Annotated in this window: 28 protein-coding genes; 14 read left to right on the forward strand and 14 right to left on the reverse strand. The window is 63.5% G+C overall.

The window, feature by feature from the left end:
* Positions 1-3 precede the first annotated feature (3 nt).
* On the reverse strand, positions 4-1,491 hold the full coding sequence (locus FJ428_RS23680) for a carboxypeptidase M32 (protein ID WP_140880357.1): 1,488 nt from the start codon (positions 1,489-1,491) through the stop codon (positions 4-6).
* Between the two features lie 142 nt (positions 1,492-1,633).
* Here FJ428_RS23680 and FJ428_RS23685 point away from each other — a divergent pair, with 142 nt between their 5' ends.
* Positions 1,634-1,987 (forward strand): DUF1304 domain-containing protein, encoded by a 354-nt coding sequence (locus FJ428_RS23685; RefSeq protein ID WP_140624974.1) that lies wholly within the window; start codon positions 1,634-1,636, stop codon positions 1,985-1,987.
* Positions 1,988-2,064: 77 nt separating this feature from the next.
* Here the strand turns inward: FJ428_RS23685 and FJ428_RS23690 are convergent, their stop codons facing one another.
* The 11 genes from FJ428_RS23690 to FJ428_RS23735 all read right to left on the reverse strand — a co-directional run bounded on the left by FJ428_RS23690 (position 2,065) and on the right by FJ428_RS23735 (position 10,542).
* Positions 2,065-2,490 carry a hypothetical protein gene (locus FJ428_RS23690; protein WP_140880358.1) on the reverse strand — a complete coding sequence of 142 codons (426 nt, stop codon included), beginning with the start codon at positions 2,488-2,490 and terminating at the stop codon, positions 2,065-2,067.
* A gap of 252 nt (positions 2,491-2,742) precedes the next feature.
* A complete protein-coding gene (locus tag FJ428_RS23695) occupies positions 2,743-3,774 on the reverse strand; it encodes a peptidoglycan -binding protein (RefSeq protein ID WP_140493164.1) in 1,032 nt (343 codons plus the stop codon).
* A gap of 1 nt (position 3,775) precedes the next feature.
* On the reverse strand, positions 3,776-4,801 hold the full coding sequence (locus FJ428_RS23700) for a MotA/TolQ/ExbB proton channel family protein (protein ID WP_140493167.1): 1,026 nt from the start codon (positions 4,799-4,801) through the stop codon (positions 3,776-3,778).
* Between the two features lie 105 nt (positions 4,802-4,906).
* A complete protein-coding gene (locus tag FJ428_RS23705; RefSeq protein ID WP_140880386.1) occupies positions 4,907-5,593 on the reverse strand; it encodes a hemolysin III family protein in 687 nt (228 codons plus the stop codon).
* A gap of 124 nt (positions 5,594-5,717) precedes the next feature.
* Complete coding sequence (locus FJ428_RS23710) at positions 5,718-6,518, reverse strand: inositol monophosphatase family protein (protein ID WP_140493170.1); 801 nt, start codon at positions 6,516-6,518, stop codon at positions 5,718-5,720.
* Between the two features lie 87 nt (positions 6,519-6,605).
* Positions 6,606-7,172 (reverse strand): elongation factor P, encoded by a 567-nt coding sequence (gene efp, locus FJ428_RS23715; protein WP_140493174.1) that lies wholly within the window; start codon positions 7,170-7,172, stop codon positions 6,606-6,608.
* A gap of 112 nt (positions 7,173-7,284) precedes the next feature.
* Entirely contained in the window at positions 7,285-7,602 is a 318-nt protein-coding gene (locus FJ428_RS23720) for a UBP-type zinc finger domain-containing protein (RefSeq protein WP_140517547.1), read from the reverse strand.
* Position 7,603: 1 nt separating this feature from the next.
* Positions 7,604-7,777, reverse strand: a complete 174-nt coding sequence (locus tag FJ428_RS30395; protein WP_181165380.1) for a hypothetical protein — start codon at positions 7,775-7,777, stop codon at positions 7,604-7,606.
* 38 nt (positions 7,778-7,815) lie between these two features.
* Positions 7,816-8,856: a tetratricopeptide repeat protein gene (locus FJ428_RS23725; RefSeq protein ID WP_140517548.1), complete on the reverse strand. Its 1,041-nt coding sequence runs from the start codon at positions 8,854-8,856 to the stop codon at positions 7,816-7,818.
* Position 8,857: 1 nt separating this feature from the next.
* Complete coding sequence (locus tag FJ428_RS23730; RefSeq protein WP_140517549.1) at positions 8,858-9,505, reverse strand: thiamine phosphate synthase; 648 nt, start codon at positions 9,503-9,505, stop codon at positions 8,858-8,860.
* Positions 9,502-10,542, reverse strand: coding sequence for a DMT family transporter (locus FJ428_RS23735; RefSeq protein WP_140880359.1), 1,041 nt, complete (start codon positions 10,540-10,542; stop codon positions 9,502-9,504). The genes FJ428_RS23730 and FJ428_RS23735 overlap by 4 nt, the downstream gene beginning before the upstream one ends.
* Before the next feature lie 130 nt (positions 10,543-10,672).
* Between FJ428_RS23735 and FJ428_RS23740 the strand changes: the two genes are divergently transcribed.
* The 3 genes from FJ428_RS23740 (at position 10,673) to FJ428_RS23750 (ending at position 12,816) form a co-directional block, all read left to right on the forward strand.
* Complete coding sequence (locus FJ428_RS23740) at positions 10,673-11,113, forward strand: Lrp/AsnC family transcriptional regulator (protein ID WP_140517551.1); 441 nt, start codon at positions 10,673-10,675, stop codon at positions 11,111-11,113.
* Between the two features lie 87 nt (positions 11,114-11,200).
* Positions 11,201-11,929, forward strand: coding sequence for a class I SAM-dependent methyltransferase (locus FJ428_RS23745; RefSeq protein WP_140880360.1), 729 nt, complete (start codon positions 11,201-11,203; stop codon positions 11,927-11,929).
* A 116-nt stretch (positions 11,930-12,045) separates the two neighbouring features.
* Positions 12,046-12,816 carry a sulfite exporter TauE/SafE family protein gene (locus tag FJ428_RS23750; protein WP_140493196.1) on the forward strand — a complete coding sequence of 257 codons (771 nt, stop codon included), beginning with the start codon at positions 12,046-12,048 and terminating at the stop codon, positions 12,814-12,816.
* Positions 12,817-12,837: 21 nt separating this feature from the next.
* Here the strand turns inward: FJ428_RS23750 and FJ428_RS23755 are convergent, their stop codons facing one another.
* Complete coding sequence (locus FJ428_RS23755; RefSeq protein ID WP_140880361.1) at positions 12,838-13,389, reverse strand: DUF2269 family protein; 552 nt, start codon at positions 13,387-13,389, stop codon at positions 12,838-12,840.
* 321 nt (positions 13,390-13,710) lie between these two features.
* On the opposite strand from FJ428_RS23755, the gene FJ428_RS23760 reads away from it, so the two are divergent.
* From FJ428_RS23760 to ruvB, 7 genes are all read left to right on the forward strand, one after another.
* On the forward strand, positions 13,711-14,091 hold the full coding sequence (locus FJ428_RS23760; RefSeq protein WP_140550847.1) for a cbb3-type cytochrome c oxidase subunit I: 381 nt from the start codon (positions 13,711-13,713) through the stop codon (positions 14,089-14,091).
* A 383-nt stretch (positions 14,092-14,474) separates the two neighbouring features.
* A complete protein-coding gene (locus FJ428_RS23765) occupies positions 14,475-15,008 on the forward strand; it encodes a DUF1465 family protein (protein WP_140525047.1) in 534 nt (177 codons plus the stop codon).
* Positions 15,009-15,100: 92 nt separating this feature from the next.
* Positions 15,101-15,610 carry a crossover junction endodeoxyribonuclease RuvC gene (ruvC, locus tag FJ428_RS23770; RefSeq protein ID WP_140628015.1) on the forward strand — a complete coding sequence of 170 codons (510 nt, stop codon included), beginning with the start codon at positions 15,101-15,103 and terminating at the stop codon, positions 15,608-15,610.
* A gap of 55 nt (positions 15,611-15,665) precedes the next feature.
* A complete protein-coding gene (locus tag FJ428_RS23775; RefSeq protein WP_140493211.1) occupies positions 15,666-15,935 on the forward strand; it encodes an AbrB/MazE/SpoVT family DNA-binding domain-containing protein in 270 nt (89 codons plus the stop codon).
* Positions 15,913-16,332 carry a type II toxin-antitoxin system VapC family toxin gene (locus FJ428_RS23780; RefSeq protein ID WP_140880362.1) on the forward strand — a complete coding sequence of 140 codons (420 nt, stop codon included), beginning with the start codon at positions 15,913-15,915 and terminating at the stop codon, positions 16,330-16,332. The genes FJ428_RS23775 and FJ428_RS23780 overlap by 23 nt, the downstream gene beginning before the upstream one ends.
* 27 nt (positions 16,333-16,359) lie before the next feature.
* The gene (ruvA, locus tag FJ428_RS23785; protein ID WP_140566844.1) at positions 16,360-16,980 is read left to right on the forward strand and encodes a Holliday junction branch migration protein RuvA; all 621 of its coding nucleotides are present in this window, start codon (positions 16,360-16,362) and stop codon (positions 16,978-16,980) included.
* 43 nt (positions 16,981-17,023) lie between these two features.
* Complete coding sequence (gene ruvB / locus FJ428_RS23790; RefSeq protein WP_140493220.1) at positions 17,024-18,061, forward strand: Holliday junction branch migration DNA helicase RuvB; 1,038 nt, start codon at positions 17,024-17,026, stop codon at positions 18,059-18,061.
* A 107-nt stretch (positions 18,062-18,168) separates the two neighbouring features.
* Here ruvB and FJ428_RS23795 read toward each other — a convergent pair whose 3' ends face one another.
* Positions 18,169-19,437, reverse strand: coding sequence for a cellulase family glycosylhydrolase (locus FJ428_RS23795; protein WP_140662865.1), 1,269 nt, complete (start codon positions 19,435-19,437; stop codon positions 18,169-18,171).
* A gap of 57 nt (positions 19,438-19,494) precedes the next feature.
* On the opposite strand from FJ428_RS23795, the gene ybgC reads away from it, so the two are divergent.
* From ybgC to tolR, 3 genes are all read left to right on the forward strand, one after another.
* Positions 19,495-19,965 (forward strand): tol-pal system-associated acyl-CoA thioesterase, encoded by a 471-nt coding sequence (gene ybgC / locus FJ428_RS23800; RefSeq protein WP_140493226.1) that lies wholly within the window; start codon positions 19,495-19,497, stop codon positions 19,963-19,965.
* A gap of 267 nt (positions 19,966-20,232) precedes the next feature.
* The gene (gene tolQ, locus FJ428_RS23805; protein WP_140493236.1) at positions 20,233-20,943 is read left to right on the forward strand and encodes a protein TolQ; all 711 of its coding nucleotides are present in this window, start codon (positions 20,233-20,235) and stop codon (positions 20,941-20,943) included.
* Positions 20,944-20,954: 11 nt separating this feature from the next.
* On the forward strand, positions 20,955-21,407 hold the full coding sequence (tolR, locus tag FJ428_RS23810; protein WP_140493239.1) for a protein TolR: 453 nt from the start codon (positions 20,955-20,957) through the stop codon (positions 21,405-21,407).
* Positions 21,408-21,411 lie beyond the last annotated feature (4 nt).

Below are 21,411 nucleotides of genomic sequence, written 5' to 3' on the forward strand. Positions count from 1 at the left end.
TGCTCACGCGGCTCCATACCGTTTGCGCAGGTGGTCGGTGAAATAGACGGCATTGAGCTTTTCACCGGTGGCGCGTTCGAGCAGGTCGGGCGTCGACCAGCGCGATCCGTGCGACCATATGTTCTTGCGGCGCCAATCGTTGATGGCACCGAAATTCCCCATGGCAAGATCGTCATCGGCCGACGGATGCTCCCGCGTCAGCGCCGCCCATTGCTGCGCCGCCATTATCGCGCCCAGCGTGTAGGAGGGAAAGTAGCCAAAGGCGGCAGCAGGCCAATGCACGTCCTGCATCGGCCCGTCCGCGGGGTTGTCGATGGTTGAGAGGCCGAGATAGTCGCGCATCCTGGCGTCCCAGGCCTCGGGCAGTTCGGCCACCTCGAGCCTGCCGGAGACGAGCTCCTGCTCCAGTTCATAGCGCAGGATGACATGCAGCGGATACGTCACCTCGTCGGCATCGACACGGATCAGGCCGCGCTCGACATGGTGGACATGCGGCAGGATGTCGTCGAGCGACCAGGCTTCGCCGAGATGCTTTTCCACGACCGGCAATGCCCAACGCCAGAAGGCGGGATTGCGCCCGATCTGCTTTTCAACGAACAGACTCTGGCTTTCATGCACGGCCATGCCGCGCGCCTTGCCGAGCGGCCAGTGCGACCACGCCTTCGGCAGGTTCTGCTCATAGAGTGCGTGGCCGGTCTCGTGCAGCACGCCCATCAGCGCCGACAAGAAATCGGAAGTCTTGTAGCGGGTGGTGATGCGCACGTCGCTCGGCACACCGCCACAGAACGGATGGTGCGACACCGACAGCGAGCCGTGCGTCAGGTCGAAGCCGACCGCCGCCATCATGGCAAGGCCGAGTTCACGCTGCCTGTCGATCGCGTAGCTGCCCGCAAGCGGCTTCAGCGGATGCTTGCGCAGCCGCGCTTCCTGCGCCGCCAGCGCTTCCGGCACGAACCCCTTGAGGAAAGCCTTCAAGTCGGCGAACACCGGGGTGATGTCGGCGGTGCGGTTGCCGGGGTCGTATTGCTCCATCAGCGCGTCGTAGGGGGCGAGGCCGAGGATGTCGGCGCGCAGGGCCGCCTCTTCGCGAACCAGCGCCACGACGCCTTCAAGCGCCGGCAGGAAGCCCGCCCAGTCGTTCTTGGCCCGCAGGTCGCGCCACAGCTGCTCGCAGCGCATGCGCGCGGTCGTCTGGCGTTCGACAAATTCGACCGGCAGGCAGGTCAGATTGGTGTATTGCCGCCGCAGCTCGGCCAGCGCCGCCTGCTGTTCATCGTCAAGCGCCTCGCCTTCGGCGGCGGCGATCCAGTCCGCTATTTCCGGCGCGGTCGCCCTGGTGTGGTACATGCCGGCAAGTGCCGCCATGGCCTCGGCGCGCTTCTCGCCGCCACCGACGGCCATGTGGGTCGCTTCATCGGCGCCGAGGATGGCCAGCGCGTGCTCCAGGGCTTCGAGCTTGTGGCCGAGGTCATCGAGTTTTTGAAAGGACATGGCGGCTTCCGTGATTGGGAAGGGCGAAAAAGATACCAACGCCGGCGCGTTTGCAACCCTCACGCGCCGTCCGGCAGATGCGCCTTGCGCTGGCGAGCCGACGCGTGAAATGCTGCCCGACGATACATCACGAGGGAATACGATGATCGGCAACATCCTGGTCGGGCTGGTGGCTTTGATCCATGTCTATATCGTCTATCTGGAGATGGTGCTCTGGGATACGCCGCGCGGGCACAAGGCATTCCGGCTGACGCCGGAATTCGCCAGCGCCTCGAAGGTGCTTGCCGCCAATCAGGGTCTCTATAACGGCTTTCTCGCCGCCGGCCTGATCTGGGCCCTCTACCTCGGCACGGCCGGTTTCCAGGTCAAGGTTTTCTTCCTGCTCTGCGTGGCCATTGCCGGCCTGTACGGCGCCGCAACGGTCGGTCGCAAGATCCTGTTTGTGCAGGCCGTGCCGGCAGCGGCCGCCCTGGCCGCGGTCTGGCTCGGCTGGTGAGGAAAAGAGGCGCCTGCGGGATTGGGTCCCGTAGACGCCAGGTGGTCCCTTCCTTTTGAACTGCCGACAGAATGGCCTCAGCCGTTCGGGTAGTTCCCGCCGTCGGCACCGTCGCCCATCAGGAAGCCGCTACCGATGTCGACCCTCAGCCGCTGGTCGACATTGTCGAGACGGCGCAGCAGGTCATGATATTGTGCGGCCGGTATCCTGCCGTGATCCGACGAGGCTATCTTCTCGGCCGCCTGACCTATGCGAGCGGTGCGCATCTCCAGGCGCTCCGCCGCGGCCGGGGTGATGTTGTTGGCCTGTCTGGCGGTGATTATGCCCTGATGGACGCCTTGAACCTGTTCAATGAGAGCCTCGACACGCGGGCCGGTCATGTCGGTCGGGTCGGTCGCGTCGAGCGCGCCCCTGTGGTGACCCGCGGCGTAGGCGCCGGCAAGCGGGGCGGCGACGAGAATCACGGCAAGGGTTGCAGTCTTGACAGATGCTGAAGAGCGCACGACGGCGCCTCCTTTTTGCTGCGGAAAAGAACGGCTCTGCCGTTGCGCTTCCGGACAATGCGGGCCGTCCAGTTCCGTCGCGTCGCGATGGGAGGCATCGCCGGCGGTTCTCGGCCCTGCGCAACACGCTAGGAGCGCTTTGTGGCGAAGTGTAATTAAAAAAAGATAATCTTTTCAGGCCTTGCCGGTGCGCAACTGCGCCCTAGAGTTGAGCCGGCGAACAAATTCGCGTGAGATCGCGTGATGATGGAATCACCGTTCGGTGAGCTTCAGTTCGATCCGGCGGTTCTTGTTGCGCGCCTCTTCGGTGTCGGCGGGGTCGAGCGGCTGGAACTCGCCGAAGCCGGCGGCGACCAGCCGGTTGGCCGGCACGCCGTTCTCGATCAGGAACTTCACCACGGAAGTGGAGCGCGCCGTCGATAGCTCCCAATTGTCGCGATACCGACCGGTGCCGGACAACGGCTTGTTGTCGGTATGGCCATCGACGCGCAGCACCCAGTTGATCTCCGGCGGGATCTCCTTCTGCAACTCGATGATGGCGTCGGCAAGTTTCTTCATCTCGACCTTGCCGGCATCGTTGATCACCTCCGAGCCGGTCGGAAACAACACTTCCGACTGGAAGACGAAGCGGTCGCCGACGATGCGGATGTTCTCGCGGTCGGCGAGGATTTCGCGCAGGCGGCCGAAGAAGTCGGAGCGGTAGCGGTTGAGTTCCTGCACGCGCTGCGCCAACGCCACGTTGAGGCGGCGGCCAAGGTCGGCGATCTTGGTGTTGGAATCGCGGTCGCGGGCCTCGGAAACGTTCAGCGCATCCTCGAGCGCGCCGATCTGCTTGCGCAAGGCCGCGATCTGCTGATTGAGGATCTCGACCTGGCTCAGCGCCTGCTGGCTGATCTGGCGCTGGCTGTCGAGCTCGCCCGTCAGCGCCGCCGCGCGCTGGTTGGCCGCGTCGCCGGCGCCCGCACCTTGCGCCAGCAGCTGCTGGAGCCGGCTCTTCTCCGCTTCGGCCGCCGACAGCGATGCCTGCAGATTGGCGAGCGAATCCTCCTTGTCCTGTGTCGTGGAACGCTCCAGCGCCAGAAGCTGCGTCAGTTCGTTGATCTGCGAATTGAGGCGCGACAGAACGGCGTCCTTGCCGGAGATTTCGCGGCCGAGCAGGAACTGCGCCAGCACGAAGACGGTGAGCAGGAACATGATGGCCAGAAGCAGCGTCGACAACGCGTCGACGAAGCCCGGCCAATAGTCGATGCGGCGGTCGGCGCGCCGGCTCCTGGCGAGCGCCATGCTAGTGCACCCCGGTCTTCTTCAGGGCGTCGGCGATCTTTTCCAGCGTGTTGCGCATCGCCTTTTGTTCATCCGACTGTGCTTCGACCCAGTCGCGCATGATCTGCTGCTCGGAGCGCATGTTCTTGACCAGGCCGGAAATGCCGTCGGCGAGATTGGCCATGGCGGTGGCGACGCGCGGATTGGAGCCGCCGCCATTCTCCTGCATGCTGCGCAGCCGCTCCGACAGCAGGCGGATTTCATCGGAAGGCTCGGTCCGGACCGCGTCGGAGACGACGATGTCGGACGACAGGTCGGTGACCGAGGACAGCCAGTTCTCCAGTTCGGTGTAGAAGCGCGTCTGCGCGCGGCCGGCCTGCAGGTCGAGGAAACCGAGAACGAGCGAGCCGGACAGGCCGAACAGCGAGGACGAGAAGGCCGTGCCCATGCCGGCGAGCGGCGCCGACAGCCCTTGCTTCAGCGAATCCAGCACAGCGGCGGCATCGCCCGTGCCGGGATCGAGCGACTCGATGGTCTCGCGGATGGAGCCGATCGTGTTCAGCAGGCCCCAGAAGGTGCCGAGCAGGCCAAGGAACACCAGGAGGCCGACGAGGTAGCGCGAGGTGTCGCGGCTTTCATCGAGCCGCGTGGCGATGGAGTCGAGCATGGTGCGCATCGAGCTGGTCGAAAACGCCATGCTCGACGAGCGGCCGATCATCGCCTTCATCGGCGCCAGCAGCACCGGTTCGGTGATCTCGGAACCGGCGCGGAAGGAGTTGACCCAGCGCACTTCGCGAAACAGCCGCCCGACCTGGACGAAGGCCAAAAGGATGCCGACGGCAAGCACGCCGATGATCAGGCCGTTGAGCCCCGGATTGGTGACGAAGGCGGTCGAGATCTGCCGTGTCAGGATCGCTGCGATGAAGGCGACGATGGCCAGGAAGATGACCATGGTCAGGAGAAAGACCTGCGGGCTCGACAATTTGTGTGGGTCGTAGATCAGCACGTCGGAGCGCCTGCCCATGCCGAAGGATCTGAGAAAAGCCATCCGTGCCCCGTTTCCGATGCCGCTGCCGCCGATCACGTCGTCGGCGACTCTAAACGGAATTGTGACCAAATTGAATGGTGCTTGGCAATATTGCCGCCAGCAGTTTCAGAGACGGTTGATGACCAGGCAATCGACCATCGCCGCCAGATGCAGGCCTGCGCCGGTGACCACGAAACCATGCCACAGCGCGTTGTGGAAGCGCAGCGCCTTCCAGGCGAAGAAGATCACGCCGCAGGAATAGACGACGCCGCCGGCGACGATGAGCACGATCGCCGTCGCCGGCAAGGTAGCGACGAGCGGTTCGACCAGGACGATGCCGCTCCAGCCGATGGCGAGATAGAAGACGATCGCCAGCCGGTCGAAGCGGCCGGGGAAAAACACCTTTATGGCGATGCCGATAATGGCCGCGGTCCAGACCAGGACGATCATCCAGCCGGCCAGCGCCGAGCCGTCGAGCTGCGCGAGAAAGGGCGTGTAGGTGGCGGCGATGAGCAGATAGATCGCAGCGTGGTCGAAACGCCGCAAAATCCATTTCACCGGCGAAGTCACCGGCCACAGATTGTAGGTCAGCGACACCGAGAGCACGGTGAGCAGCGACACGACATAGAAGGCGGCGGCGATGTATTCGCCCGGTCCGACCCGGAAGGCGGCCAGCGCCAGCAGCGCCGAACCGGCCGCGATCGCCAGCACGATGCCGACGGCATGGACGATGCCGTCGGCGATCATCTCGGCACGCGAATAGTGCCATCGTCCGACAAAGGGGATCTCGATCTGCGGCGGCGTCTTGATCATCATCGTCCTGCGTCAACCCTATCTGGGCAAGCGCCGGACAGTATTTCAAGCTTTGTTTGCGGTTTTGCGACTGCGGCGCTTCAGCGCGGCGGGGATTTGACATTACTCCGCGCTTATTCCTGCTTCAGCGGGCAGCGAGCGGCTTTTTCACGGCCTTCAGGAGGGCGCGCTGGATGATCTCGTTGCCGGCGACGACCGAACCGTTGTCGAGCATGTCCTGACCGCCGTCCATGTCGGAGGCGAACCCTCCTGCTTCACGGATCAGCAACAGGCCGGCTGCGATGTCCCAGGGCGACAGGCCGACTTCCCAGAATCCGTCCATGCGGCCGGCGGCGACGTAAGCGAGATCGAGCGAGGCCGAACCCAGGCGCCGGACGCCGGAAACCTCGGCCATGACATTGCGTAACTCGATCAGGAAATTGCCATGCTGGCCACGCCCCAGATGCGGCACCCCGCAGCCGATGACGGTGTCGATGAGCTTGGTGCGGCCGGCGACACGCAGGCGGCGGTCGTTCATGAAGGCGCCGCCGCCGCGCTCGGTCGTATAGAGCTCGTCCATGGCCGGATTGTAGATCACGCCGGCCACGATCTGGCCCTGGCGCTCGAGCGCGATCGAGACAGCGAAAAGCGGAATGCCGTGCAGGAAATTGGTGGTGCCGTCGAGCGGATCGACGATCCAGCGGTGCTGGCTGTCATCGCCGGCGATCGTGCCGCGCTCTTCCATCAGGAAGCCGTAACCGGGCCGCGCCTTCGACAGTTCGGCAAAGACAATATCCTCGGCCTTGCGGTCGGCCTGGCTGACATAGTCGCCCGGTCCCTTCATCGAGACCTGCAGGTTCTGGACCTCGCCGAAATCGCGCGACAGCGAGCGGCCGGCCTTCATTGCGGCCTGGACCATGACGTTGAGAAGGGCTGAGCGTGCCATCGTAACTCTTCCTGCTGCCCGCGCTTTAACCTTTGTCCTGATGCATGTCGGTGACCCGAAACCTGGGCCACCTCTGGGCGACATGCATCAGTCGGCGCGGCGCATATAAGTGATTTCATTGGTGTCGACGACGATGCGTTCCCCCGCGCCGATGAATGGCGGCACCAGCACGCGAATGCCGTTTTCCAGCACCGCGGGCTTGTAGGAAGAGGCCGCCGTCTGGCCCCTTACCACCGGGTCCGCTTCGGTGATGGTCAGCGTTACCTGGTCGGGGAGCGAAATGCCGATAGGCCTTTCCTCGTAGAGCTGGACCGTCACCATCATGCCGTCCTGCAGGAAAGCGGCGCGGTCTCCGACGAAGTCCTTCGCCAGCTCGAGCTGCTCGTAGCTCTCGGTGTCCATGAACACCAGGGCGTCGCCCTGCTCGTAGAGGAAGGAAAAATCCTTGAGATCGAGCCGGATCTGCTCGACCGTCTCTGCCGAACGGAAGCGCTCGTTCAGCTTTGTGCCGTTGATGAGGTTCTTCAGTTCGACCTGGTTGTAGGCGCCGCCCTTGCCCGGCTTGACCGTGTTGGTCTTGACGGCCACCCACAGGCCGCCATCGTGCTCGATGACGTAGCCGGGACGGATTTCGTTGCCGTTGATCTTGGCCATGATGATGTGATCCGGGAATGAGATGTTCGCAAGACAGCGATTTCGGGCCTCCAAGACCACAAATCGCCGGAAGAGGCAAGCTGGCGCTGATCGGGCGTCCCGTGGTCGCGGCTCAATCGAAGCGCACGATGGTGCCGAGTTGCGGCGTCTTGTCATGCGAGAAATCGAGCATGACCTCGTCGACATAGCACCAGCCCCACGTCTCGGGCGGGTCGTAGGCCTCGATGACCGGATGGCCGGTCGCCCGGTAGTGGCCGGTGGCGTGACGGTTCGGAGAACTGTCGCAGCAGCCGACATGGCCACAGGTGCGGCACAGCCGCAGATGCACCCACCAGGAACCCGTCTTCAGGCACTCCTCGCAACCTTCGGCGCTTGGCGTTACCTCGAGGATGAAGCTGCCATGCGTGCATCGTTTGTCGGGCGAAGCCATTTCATTGCCTCCTTGGAGAAGCGATGCCGCGATATAAACCCTCAACCGCTCTCATCGAAACCGCGGCGACCGCTTCGGTAATGATATCGAAGACTTTTGCCAGCCGACGGATCTGCGACGACCGCATGATAGCCATCTGCATGGAAAGATCGAGGTCACTTGCCTCGACGAGCATCGCGCGATGACTTCCGCTGGATATCCGCTGATCGCGCGTCAGGGCAGGCGGTTTGCCTTCTGCAGTGCCTGCTTGGTCTGGTCGTCGCTCAATCCTTGCAGGAAATCGTCCATCTCGGGGTCGATGAGGCCGGCGCGGCGGGCGACGATGTACCAGGCGCCGGCAAGCACGAGGTCCGGCTCGGTGCCGATGCCTTGCATATAGAGTTTCGCCAGGCGGTTCTGGGCGGCGACATTGCCGCCTTCGGCGGCCTGCTTCATCCAGCCGAAGGCGGATTTCAAATCACGCCCGCCGCCGCGGCCCTCGATCATCCAGGTGGCGAGGTCGAGTTGCGCGGTGTCATAGTTTTGCCGCGCGGCCTGAGCCAGCAGGCGCCGGGCCTGAGCGTCGTCGCGCGATTTGCCGCCGACGCCGTTGGCATAGATCTGTGACATCGCATACTGGGCGTCGGCGAGGCCGGTCGCCGCGGCGCGCTCGTAATAGGTCACGGCCTTGGCGATGCCGGCGTCGCCGGGGTCCTGCTGGACCAGCATCTGCGCGAAATTGAATTGTGCCAGCCGGTTGCCCGCTTCGGCGGCGGCCTGCATCAGCGCATAGGCTTCCTTTTCGTCCTTTTTGACGTAGCGGCCGTCGAGCAGCATCAGCGCATATTGGAACTGCGATTCCGGCACCCCTTGCTCGGCGGCGGCTGCGTACCATTTCGCCGCTTCGGCCGCATTGAGGGGCACGCCCAGTCCGCGCGACAGGATCTCGGCCACCAGCGTCTGCGCCGCCGGGTCGCCGTTTTGCGCCCGCACCAGCGCGAGGTTGTAGGCGGTCTTGTAGAGTCCGCGCTGGAAAGCCCCGTAGGCCGCATCCGCCGGCTTGGCGCCGAAGCGGTCGGGATTGATCGCGTCGGCCGAAGGCAATGGCGCTGGCTCGGCGGTGGTGGCGGGCTGCGGCAACTGCTTTTCGATCGGCTTGTCGGTATGCACGCCGGCATCCGGCTTAGGGTGCGGCGAAGGAATCGTTTCGGCGGCAGCGGCCTGGATCATGACCGCAGCAAGCAGGGCCTGAAGGGGAAGCCTTGCCGAAGACACGTCAGTCCTCGAAACGCGGTGCGGTTTCATCGAGCAGCGCATTGGCCCGCGTGATCGCCGCCTTGGGATCGACGCCGTCGGCGAACACCGCACTCGACAGGGCGACGAACTCGGCGCCCGTATCTGCGACGGTTTCGATCGAAGCGAGCTCCGATCCGGCCATGACAATGCAGGGGATCTGAATCATCTGCGCCCACCATTGTCCCAGCGCCAGGTTGCGCGGATGCGGATCGGGCTTGTTGTCGTAGCCGAAGCGGCCGAAGAAAATATAGTCGGGCCTGACTTCGCCGAGTTCGAGCGCGTCATCACGTGTCTTGGCGCCGCCGGCGCCGACCATCATTTTTGCCTGGAAATGCTCGACCGTCTCGGCGAGCTCGGCCTTGGAGACCTCGACATGAATGCCGTCGGCCTGGACACGCCCGGCGATGCGCGTATCGCCGGCAATGACGACCGCGATGCCGGCCGCCTGTGCCGCCGGTACGATTTCGGCGGCGAAGGCCTGGAAGGAAGCTTCGTCCATGTCGTTCTGCGGCAGGATGAGCGAGGCGACGTCGCCGCCCTCGAAGGCCGAGACGATACGGGCGGCCGGCACGCCAGATGGCGCGATCAGCACGATGCGGCAGCGATTGGGGGGCGTTGCGTCGTTCATGGTCTTCGATCCCGGGTTTCGCCTATGCCGGGCGAAGATGGTTGGATTGCGGCATAGAGCAAAGTGCCCGCTTTGAACAGGCGGGCAGGCGGGATCGCTATTTTTGACCGCCGAAGCGCCGGCGATTGGCGTTGCTCGATCGGTTGCGCACCTGCCGCGGCAGGCCTTGGCTTCCACAATGTCCAGCCGAGATTCATGCCGGCGGCCGCGATCAGGATGGCGGCGGCGCCGACGAGTTGGCTGAGATGCAGGCGATGGCCGAATGCCGTGACGTCGACCAGGATCGCAACGATCGGATAGATGAAGGACAGCGACCCCTGCAGGTGCGTCGGCAGCTTCTGGATGGCGCCGTACATCAGGATGTACATCAGACCGGTGTGGACGATGCCGAGCGTCGCCAGCATGGCCCAGCTCCTTGCGTCGGTCGGAAGATGCGAGAGATTGGCGAAGGGCGCCAGCATCAACACGCCGACGCAGACCTGGACGAGCGCGATGACATGCGGCGGCGTGCCCTTGAGCTTCTTGGTGACGATGGCGGCGACGGCCCAGAAGAAGGCAGCGGCCAGCGCCATGACGATGCCGGCGAAATAGTTGGTGCCGATATCGCCGGCGTCAGGGGCGGCCTCGACGATCAGCACCATGCCGGCGAAGGCGATTGCCAGCCAAGTCAATTTCGTCAGGGTCAGCCGCTCGCCGAAGAAGAGCGCGCCGAAGCCGACCAGCATGAAAGGCTGGGTATTGTAGACAGCGGTGGCGATCGAGATCGACGCGCGCGAGAATGCACTAAACAGCAGCAGCCAGTTGACGACGATAGCGGCGCCACCGAGGGCCGCGATGGCGAAAACGCGAAGCGACAGCCTGTTGCGCAACAGGCCGAGGCCGACGCAGATGAAGAGCAGCGTCACCGCGCCGAAAGCGCAGCGCCAGAACACCACATCCATGATAGGCTGGCCGGACAGGACGACGAACCATCCGATCGTTCCCAGGATCGCCATTGCGGTGGACATTTCGATCGTCCCACGTGCTGTATCGCTCACGGCAAATCTCCAGATCATTGAGCGTGCATAATCTCATGCTGATCCTGGGCTTTCCATCCAGCGAGAAAGGTGACATGCTGGTTTTGCCTATTAAAAATAGGTAAATACCCGGAAATCCTGAGAATGTGAAATGCTTGACGATCTCGACCGACGTCTCCTCGAAATCCTGGTGAAGGATGCGCGGACTTCACTGAAGGAGCTGGCCGGCCAGGTCGGGCTGTCATCGCCGAGCGTTTCGGAGCGGCTGCGGCGGCTCGAGGAGCGCGGGGTTATCAGGGCTTTCACCGTCGAGATCGACCCGCTGGCGCTCGGCTATACATTGCAGGCGATCGTGCGCATCAAGCCGCTGCCGGGCAAGCTGCACATCGTCCAGAAGCTGATCGAGGAGATCGCCGAATTCGGCGAATGCGACAAGGTGACGGGGGACGACTGCTTCGTCGCCAGGCTGTTCGTGCGTTCGATCGGCGACCTCGACGGCATCCTCGATCGGATCGCCGACAAGGCCGAGACCAGCACCGCCATCATCAAGGCGCAGCCGATCCGGCGGCGGCCGCCACCGCTCGGCGCATGACCGGTCCGCGTTTCTTGACTCTGCTTGGCGGTGGTGGAAATGCGTGGCGGCTCCGCCAGTCAGGCATATGAACAACGAGGAAAGAACATGGCGCAGAATGTCTATGATCAGCCGGACTTCTTCGCAAGCTACAGCCAACTCGGCCGGTCCGTCGAAGGGCTGGAGGGCGCCGCCGAATGGCCGGCGCTGCGCGCGATGCTTCCCGACGTCAGCGGCTTGCGAATCGTCGATCTCGGTTGCGGCTTCGGCTGGTTCTGCCGCTGGGCTTTTGAACACGGGGCCAAGGAGGTTCTGGGTCTCGACCTGTCGGAAAAGATGCTCGCCCGGGCGCGTGCCGCCGGCCCGGACGCCGGCATCGTCTACGAACGCGCCGATCTCGATGAACTCAGCCTGCCGCCGACGGCTTTCGATCTCGCCTACAGCTCGCTTGCCCTGCACTATGTCAGCGATGCCGCGCGGCTGTTCCAGACCGTGCACCGGTGCCTGGTCCCCGGCGGGCATTTCGTCTTCTCGACGGAGCATCCGATCTATATGGCTCCGACGCATCCCGGCTGGTCTGTCGATGCCGAAGGCCGCAAGACATGGCCCGTCGACCGGTATCTGGTGGAGGGACCGCGCAAGACGGACTGGCTGGCCAAGGGAGTTGTGAAACATCACCGCACCATCGGCACCACGCTCAACACGCTGATCCGGTGCGGCTTCACCATCGAGCATGTCGAGGAATTCCGTCCGACCGACGCGCAGATCGCGGCCAAGCCCGAACTGGCGGAAGAGCTCGAGCGGCCGATGTTCCTGCTGGTCTCGGCCCGGCGATAGGCAGAGCAGAATGGGCCGGCCTTGCTGTGGCGACGCCCACATTTGCTGTCGCTCCGCTCGGGAATCTGGGCTATTCAGGCGTTGACTCGCTTTCCCTCCAGACCAGTCCCTCCTCCATGTCAGGCCTGCTTTCCGATCCGTGGTTCTATGCGGCCGCCGTCCCGGCGGTCATTCTGGTCGGCCTGTCCAAGGGCGGATTTGGCGGCGCGGTCGGTTTCGTCGGCGTGCCGCTGATGGCGCTGACCATGCCGCCGGTGCAAGCGGCGGCCATCCTGCTGCCCATCCTATGCCTGATGGACATCGTTTCGGTATGGACATGGTGGGGCGTCTATAACAGGAAGATGCTGGTCGACATGATGCCCGGCGCGGTGATCGGTATCGGTCTCGGTTGGCTGACGGCCGCACTGGTCACCGAGGAGGCCGTGCGGCTGATCGTCGGCGCCGTCGCCATCATTTTCGTGCTGCGCTGGCTCTATCTGAAGTACCGCCACGGCGCCGACCATGCGGCGCAGCCCAACCGCGTCGCCGCGGCCCTCTGGGGCACGGTCGCCGGCTTCACCAGCTTCGTCGCCCATGTCGGCGGCCCGCCCTTTCAGGTCTACGCGCTGCCGATCCGGCTCGACCCGAAGGTGTTGTCCGGCACGGCGGCGATCTTCTTTGCCGCCACCAACGCGCTGAAGCTCGTTCCCTATTTCGCGCTCGGCCAGTTCGACAGCACCAATCTGACCGCGTCGGCGGTGCTGATGCCGCTAGCGCCGCTATCCACCATCGCCGGCGCCTGGCTGGTGCGCCGCATGCGTCCGGAGATCTTCTATCCCTTCACCTATGCGACGGTGGCCGTCGTCGCGGTGAAGCTTCTGTGGGACGGGATCGCCGGCCTGATGTAGCCGGGACCGTTTTCGCCTGCCTCAGGCGACGCTCGGCACCATGCGCCTTGGTCGGCCGAGCGCCAGGGTGGCGCCAGCCGCCAACACAAGCACCATGGCGGCAAGGACCGTGAAGTCGTGGATGGTCGGCTTCAACACCATGTCGGCGATGATGACCAGCATCACCGCATAGTCGAAGCGTGCCGCCCGCAAGATGCGCTGGCCAGAGGCAAGGGCGGCCGGCGTCACGCCATCCCTGGCGATCATCGCGCCCATGTGGTCGGCGCTCGGCTTGAAGACGAACATGCCGATTGAAAAGGTGGTGGCGTAGCCGGCAAGGCCGATCAGGATCCACAGTTGCGAGAAGCCGACCCAGAACCAGCACATGATCAGTCCGAAGGCCAGTGTCAGTATCGACATCGGCGCGAAGAAGCGGTTTCCCAATTCGCCCGTGGCCCGCATTGCCTGCAGCGTTCCCTGGATGTTTCCCGACCGATCGGCGAGCGTCGCCAGCACCATCAGCGCGAAGCCGCCGCCGACCCACAGGGTCGCCGAAAGAATGTGCAGCAATTTAGCGATCGAATACCAGTCCATGCTTCTCCCCGGCGCCTGATGTAGCGGAAGGAGCGAATCCTCGCCTGCCGCTTCGATGGCCAAGCGTTTATCGCCGCGCCTGTTTCGGAACGATGTCGTGAAAAAACCAGTTCTGTTTCAAGTGCCGGCTAACGTAAGGAGCCACTGATATTGCGAGCGCGCCATTCGGTTTTCTGCTATTATGAGGGGCGTCCGGGGGCGCGACATCGTCCAGAAACAGTGCCGATGCTAGTGCGCCCGCGCCGGGAGCCCGGTGGCGAGAGCAATCGCCTGACGATCAACCCTTTCCCGAAAACGGGAAAGGCAACTCGGGGGAAAGATATGCAAGGGGTAGCACGGAATTTCTTCACGCTGGCCGTTATCTATGCGCTGTGCGGCATGGCGCTCGGCCTGTACATGGCGATCAGCCAGGACCATGGCCAGATGCCGACCCACGCCCATACGATGGTCGCTGGATGGCTGATGTCGGCGGTCTTCGCCTTCTTCTATCACCTGTTTCCGGCGGTCGGACAGAAGACGGTTGCCGTCGTTCACTTCTGGCTGACCGCAATCAGCGGCATCGGCCTTTTGATCGGGCTCTACTTCCTGCTTGGCGGCAATGCCGCGATCGAACCGCTGGTGGCGGCGTCTTCGATGGGTTTCTACGCGGCCTTGCTGCTGTTTGCCTTCATTGCCTTGCCGGCGGTGTGGAAAACGGCCTGAGTCGAGGCTCGGCACATCCTTCAGGAACTGTGCTGTTACGGCACAGTGGCGCGGGGTTCGCTCAAAAAATATCGGCGCCGTTAAGGGTTCATTAAGCTTTACAGGCGTTTACTATGCGCATCCAGTGATCTGGATTCTTACCGAGTGGTTGGAGCCACTTTGTTTGACGCCTCCCTGTTAAACTCCTGAGAGCCGCCTTATCCGCGGCTCTTTTTTTGTCCGCTTTCCAGCGACACGGTCCGCACCGGATCGCGTTAACCTTCTGTTAAACATGTGCTTGCCTTCACCCCGGACGAAGCGCATTTTCAAGCTTCAGTTATGTAGGGTTCCGGGTGTATCGGCAGTAAGCCGAATCGGCCGGTTGCAAGTGCAGGGGCGTATCGATGAACGAGCCTTCGAAGGGCAGCGCGAAAACCGTCAAGCTGGCGGAACGTCGGGTCTTTTCGCACTCCTTCAAACCGCTCTACCAGGAAGGCATGGGGCTGGTCGAACAGGCGGCGGAGTATCTCGACGGCAAGGGCCGGGCCGAGGCCAAGAAGCTGTCGCGGCTGGCGGCCACGCTCTATGCGGCCGAATCGATGCGGCTAACCACAAGGTTGATGCAGGTCGCCTCGTGGCTGCTTCTGCAGCGCGCCGCGAATTCCGGCGAGATGACCCGCGACCAGGTCGCGTCGGAAAAGTCCAAGGTGCGCCTCGACACCGCCTCCGCCCATGACGAGGCGGCCGGCTGGGCCGAACTGCCCAAGGATTTCCTCGACCTCGTCAACCGGTCGCTGCGCCTGCAGGCACTGGTGCGCCGCATGGACGAGGAGATCTACGGCGCCGGTGCGGTGGTCGACATGCAGCCCTTGAGCCGCCGGCCCAATCCGGTCTCGGACCAGATCAGCCTGCTCAACACGGCTTTCGCCCGCAACTAGGGGGTTCGGAGCATTTCTGGCTCGGCGGGCTGCTGTTTCCGGTTTGTTCACATTTCGCTGGCATCGCTGTCTCCGGGAGGTAGAGTAACCGGATGGGGGACGCGATTCGCATCATCGGTATCGATCCGGGGCTAAGGCGCACCGGCTGGGGCATTGTCGAAAGCCTCGGCAATTCGCTGCGCTTCGTCGCGTCCGGCACGGTGCGTTCCGAAGACAAGGCGGCGCTGGCGACGCGGCTGTGCCAGCTGCATGACGGGTTGGCTGAAATCCTGCATACGGCCATGCCGCATGAAGCGGCCGTCGAACAGACCTTCGTCAACAAGGATGCGGTGGCGACGCTGAAGCTTGGCCAGGCGCGCGGCATCGCCATGCTGGTGCCGGCACGCGCCGGCCTGGTCGTTGCCGAATATGCACCCAATGCCGTCAAGAAGGCGGTGATCGGCGTCGGCCATGGCGACAAGAAGCAGATCCACATGATGGTGAAGGTGCTGCTGCCGAAAGCGACCTTCGACACCGAACATGCCGCCGACGCGCTCGCCATAGCCATTTGCCATGCGCATCACCGGCAAAGCGTCGCCTATCGGATGGCACTTGCCGGTTGACGATGTTCTTGACTTGTTCCCTTGTCTGTCGTAGGTAATACTTTGAGGTATTACCATGCGCGTCACCACCAAAGGCCAAGTCACGATCCCCAAACAGATAAGGGATCACCTGGGTATCCGCCCGGGCTCCGAGGTGGAATTCGTGGCCACCGATGAGGGTGCTCGGCTTGTGGCCGTCAACGAGAATCTCCCCGAGGAGGAGAAATTGCGCAGGTTCAGTAATGTCCTTGACCGGATGGAGGGGACGTTGGATCTGGGTGGCATGACGACCGACGAGTATATGGAGTGGCTGAGGGGGCCGCGTGAAGATCTCGACGTTGATTGACACAAATGTCCTGATCGACGTTTGGGGGCCGGCCGGACCGCTGACAAAATGGTCGGCGTCTGCAATCGCCTCATGCCGCCGCGACGGCGACTTGGTGGTCAATACGATCATCTGGTCTGAATTGGCGCCGCTGATCGCCTCGGAGGCAGCGCTTCGAAAAGCGGTCGACATGCTCGAGATTGATCGCGAGTTTCTGCCCTGGGATGCGGCCTTCCTTGCAGGTGTGACGCATTCCCGTTATCGCCGTGCTGGTGGAATCCGCGAACGAACCTTGCCGGACTTCTTTATTGGCGCTCATGCGACCGTTGCCGGACATCGTCTTTTGACGCGCGACGCCGCGCGTTATCGCAGTTATTTCCCGGACCTTGACATCACTTCTCCTGAAACGCACCCATGAGGGCCTATCTTCCATGAAAGATTTGGCATGATCGGCAAGCTCAAGGGTATGCTCGACGAGATCGACGAGGATCATTGCCTGGTCGACGTGCATGGCGTCGGCTACGTCGCCTACTGCTCGGCGCGGACGCTGGCCGCGCTGCCTTCGCCCGGCGAAGCGGTGGTGCTGTTCATCGAGACCTATGTGCGCGAGGACATGATCCGGCTCTACGGCTTCCAGTCGGTGCTGGAGCGCGAATGGTTCCGGCTGTTGATGAGCAATGTGCAGGGCGTCGGCGCCAAGGTGGCGCTGGCCATCCTGTCGACACTGGCGCCGGCCGACCTTGCCAACGCGATCGCGTTGCGCGACATCGCCATGGTTTCCCGGGCGCCGGGCGTCGGCAAGAAGGTGGCCGAGCGCATCGTTACCGAATTGAAAAACAAGGCGCCGGCCTATGCCGGTGCCGCGTCGGGCACGATCGGCTTGAAGCAGGAGCTCGGCGAAGGCGTGGCAGCCGCGCCGATCACAGACGCGGTCTCGGCCCTAGTCAATCTCGGCTATTCCCGCGACACCGCCGCCAATGCGGTGGCGGCGGCACTGAAGACGGCGGGCGAGGAGGCGGACGCGTCGAAGCTGATTCGCTTCGGGCTCAAGGAACTAGCGCGATGAGCGCACGCTTGTCCGGTTCCCGGCCATATGCAAGGAAGGCGGCATGAGCCTTTCCCCCCGTCTGATCGCTCCGGAAAAACGCGGCGAGGATGCCGACCAGAGTTTGCGGCCGCAGACGCTTGACGATTTCGTCGGCCAGGCGGCGGTGCGGGCCAACCTCAAAGTGTTCATCGAGGCCGCCAAGGGGCGCAAGGAGGCGCTCGATCATGTGCTGTTCGTCGGGCCGCCAGGTCTAGGCAAGACGACGCTGGCGCAGATCATGGCGCGCGAGCTCGGCGTCAACTTCCGCTCAACCTCCGGACCGGTCATCGCCAAAGCCGGCGATCTCGCCGCACTCTTGACCAATCTCGAAGAAGGCGACGTCCTGTTCATCGACGAGATCCACAGGCTGAATCCTGCGGTGGAAGAGATCCTCTATCCGGCGATGGAGGATTTCCAGCTCGACCTGATCATCGGCGAGGGGCCGGCGGCGCGCTCGGTCAAGATCGACCTTGCCCGTTTCACCCTGGTCGCCGCCACCACGCGGCTCGGCCTGCTCACCAATCCGCTGCGCGACCGCTTCGGCATCCCGGTGCGGCTCAACTTCTACACGGTCGAGGAACTGGAGCAGATCGTGCGGCGCGGCGCACGCATCCTGCAAATGCCGCTCGGCGATGACGGCGCGCTGGAGATCGCGCGGCGCGCGCGAGGCACGCCGCGCATCGCCGGCCGGCTGTTGCGGCGCGTGCGCGATTTCGCTTCGGTCGCCGGCGATGGTCATGTGAACCGCTTGATCGCCGACGAGGCCTTGACCCGGCTGGAGGTCGACGCGCTCGGCCTCGATGCGCTCGACCGCCGGTATCTTTCGATGATCGCGCGCAATTTCGGCGGCGGGCCGGTCGGCATCGAGACGATCGCCGCCGGCCTGTCCGAGCCGCGCGATGCCATCGAGGACATCATCGAGCCCTATCTCATCCAGCAGGGTTTCATCCAGCGCACGCCGCGCGGCCGTGTGCTGACGGCCAATGCCTGGCGCCATCTCGGCCTCGACGCGCCGAAGGACCTGGCGCAACAGCAGATCAATTTATTCCAGGAAGAATAGCGGCCCCCGGCGGCGGCGTTCGGGCCGGCGATCAAGCGTCGCAACCGCTTTGCGGTGTGCGACCGGAGATCTTGCTGATCGATCCCGGCGGTGTGGAGCAACGGCGCTCAGTGAAGCGACCGGATCACGTCCAGCACATCGTGCTCGGCCTTTTCGCCGTTGAAAGCATCGACGATGCCGAAAGCGCCGCCGTAACTCCAGACCGACCAGGAGAAGCCATGCGCCTCGGCGCGCGCGATCATGTCCCGGACATAGGCGGCACGATAGCCGGCCGGCATCACATAGGGATTGCCGTATTCCTGGCGGATCATGCCGAACTCGCCCAGCGTGACGTTTTCCGGCCTGATGCGGTTGGCCTTCGCCCAGGCATCGACGGCCTTGAATGGGGCGTCCATGAGACCAAGCAGCTTGGCGTCGGTGTCCATGCTGGCTACCTGCTCGTCGAGATAGGCAAGCAGCCCGCCCTGCCGCGCCCAAGGTGCCTCGGTCTTGATCCTGGCGCGGATGGCGTCGAGCGTGACGTCGAGCTCAGCCGGCGGCACCGCGGTCAGCGGGTAGGGCAGGCCGGTCACATAGGGAATGAAATCGCCGGCCCAGGTCGCGCCCTGATGGGTAAGCAGGAACGGATCGTAGGAATGGAAGGTCCAGATGACGTTGTCGTCCGGGATCGCCATCGGATCGATTTTTTCCAGCGACGACGCCGCGGAATAGCAGGCCCCGGTCAGCACAAGCGTCAATCTCGTCGCCGAAGAACGCGCCGCGGCGAACAACCTCTGCTGGCGTTGCGGCCACAGGCTGGTGCCGTCGGCGTCGCAGTCGACGATCGGTTCGTTCATCGGTTCGAAGGCCACTTGCCCCGGATCTTCCCCGGCGAGCGTGTGCGCCATCTTGCGCACCACCTCGACATAGGCATCGAATGTCACCGGGTTGTTCATCACCTCGGCCATGCCGATCTTGCGCCCACTGCCGGCGGGGATCAGATGCATGTCGACGACAACCTTCAGGCCGGCGCGGTTGATCATGCGGACAGAGTCCAGCACGCTGGCATAGAGATCCTCGCGCAAGGCCATCGTATTTTCGGAAAGGAAGGGCGAAGGATCGACCGGCATGCGCAGGAAATCGAAGCCTGCATGCTTCAAAGCCTCGAGATCGTCGTCCTTGAGAAATTTGCGCCATTCCGGGTAGGGCAGGATGGCCTTGGCGTTGCCCCATTGGTCTTCGCCCGGCCAGGTCACCCACTGGTCGAGATTGAGCCCGCGCTTCATGGAGAAGGTCGCGGCCTGGCTCGGCCCGGCCAGAGCCATCACGACGAACAGAGCCATCACCACGAACAGCGCCGTCACCAAGGTCTTGATCATCGCCGTCAACAGTGCCATCCGATGCCATGTCACGCGCGGCACAGGTGCCTTGCCGCGACTGAAAAAGGAAGCGCAATGGACGATCATGGTGAATCCGCGACCTTGCTGGCGGGGATTTCCGGTGCGCTGACGGCGTTCGGCCATCGGCTGATGGCGCGGGTCTACTATGCCGACACCGATTTCTCCGGCGTCGTCTACCACGCCCGCTATCTCGAATTCCTCGAGCGCGGCCGCTCCGACTATCTGAGGCTGAGCGGCGTCCACCACACCGAACTTGCCGATGGCAAGCATGGCGAAAGAATAGTCTGGGTGGTGCGTCGCATGGAGATCGACTTCCGCATCCCGGCCCGCATGGACGACATCCTGACGATCGACACCCGGACCGAGGAAATCTCCGGCGCGCGCATCTTCATGGCCCAGCAGCTCAAGCGCGGCGACGAGGTGCTGGTCGAGGCCAGGGTGGAGGCGGCGATCATAGGCGAGAATGGCCGGCCACGCCGCTTCCCCAGGGAGTGGATAGCAGCGTTCATACCCAAGGCGGGCTAAAAGGCCGACGTCGTTGGTATCGCCGGCGCCGGCTTGAAGCGCGGCAATGCGCCGCGTCTGGTGGACTAACCCATCCTTAACCATAACGGTTCATGAAGAGATTGGTGAAGATTGGCGCTATCCAGCGCCTTCCTTTCACCAACATTTGCCCCGAAAAGGCCGCGAAAGGCACGTTTTGGGGTTGTTCCGGTAGCTTCGCGCGAACCGACCACAAGGGATGCCAGGGGCCAGCCGCCAGCTTCGCTCGGAAATCTTAAGGACGTTACGATGGAAAATATCGCACTCGCCGAACCGGGCGCGCAATTGTCGATTTGGGCGCTGTTCATGCAGGCCAGCTGGGTGGTCAAGCTGGTCATGATCGGGCTGCTCTGCGCCTCGGTCTGGACCTGGGCGATTATCGTCGACAAGCTCGTATCCTATGCCCGCATGCGGCTGGCGCTGAACCGGTTCGAGCAGGTGTTCTGGTCGGGGCAGTCGCTGGAGGAGCTTTACCGCACGTTGGCCGACCGCAAGACATCGGGCATGGGCGCCATCTTCGTTGCTGCCATGCGCGAGTGGAAGAAGAGTTTCGAAAAAGGCGCCAAGACGCCGCTCGGCTTGCAAACCCGCATCGATAAGGCGATGGACCTGGCGCTGACCCGCGAGATGGAGAAGCTCGAAGGCCGCCTCGGCTTCCTCGCAACCACGGGCTCGGCGGCCCCGTTCATCGGCCTGTTCGGCACCGTCATTGGCATCATGACGTCGTTCCAGGCGATCGCTGGCTCCAAGAACACCAGCCTGTCGGTGGTCGCGCCCGGCATCGCCGAGGCGCTGCTGGCGACCGCCATCGGCCTGCTCGCCGCCATTCCGGCCGTCATCGCCTACAACAAGCTGTCATCGGATGCGAGCAAGATCGCGGTGCGCATGGAAGGGTTCTCCGACGAGTTCTCCGCCATACTCTCGCGCCAAATCGATGAAAAAGTAGCGCCGAAGGCCTGAGGAGTAAGCCGATGGGAATGTCCGTAGGCATGGCTGGACGCGGCGGACGCGGCCATAGGCGGCGCGGCCGCCATCATGGCCTCATCGCCGAAATCAACGTCACGCCGATGGTCGACGTGATGCTGGTGCTGTTGATCATCTTCATGGTCGCGGCGCCGCTTTTGACGGTCGGCGTGCCGATCGATCTGCCGGATACGCAGGCCAAGGCGATGAATGCCGACACGCAGCCGATCACCGTTTCGATCAATGCCGCCGGCCAGATCTATCTCCAGGAGACCGAAATCCCGATCGAGGAACTGGTGGCGAAGCTGCAGGCGATCTCGAAGACCGGCTATGACGAGCGCATCTTCATCCGCGGCGACAAGTCCACCGACTATGGCACGGCGATGAAGGTGATGGCCCGCATTTCGGCCGCCGGCTACAAGAATATCGGCCTGGTTTCACTGCAGGAACAGGATCAATAGACCC

It is taken from the genome of Mesorhizobium sp. B2-8-1 (genome assembly GCF_006440955.1).
Classification (GTDB): Bacteria; Pseudomonadota; Alphaproteobacteria; order Rhizobiales; family Rhizobiaceae; genus Mesorhizobium.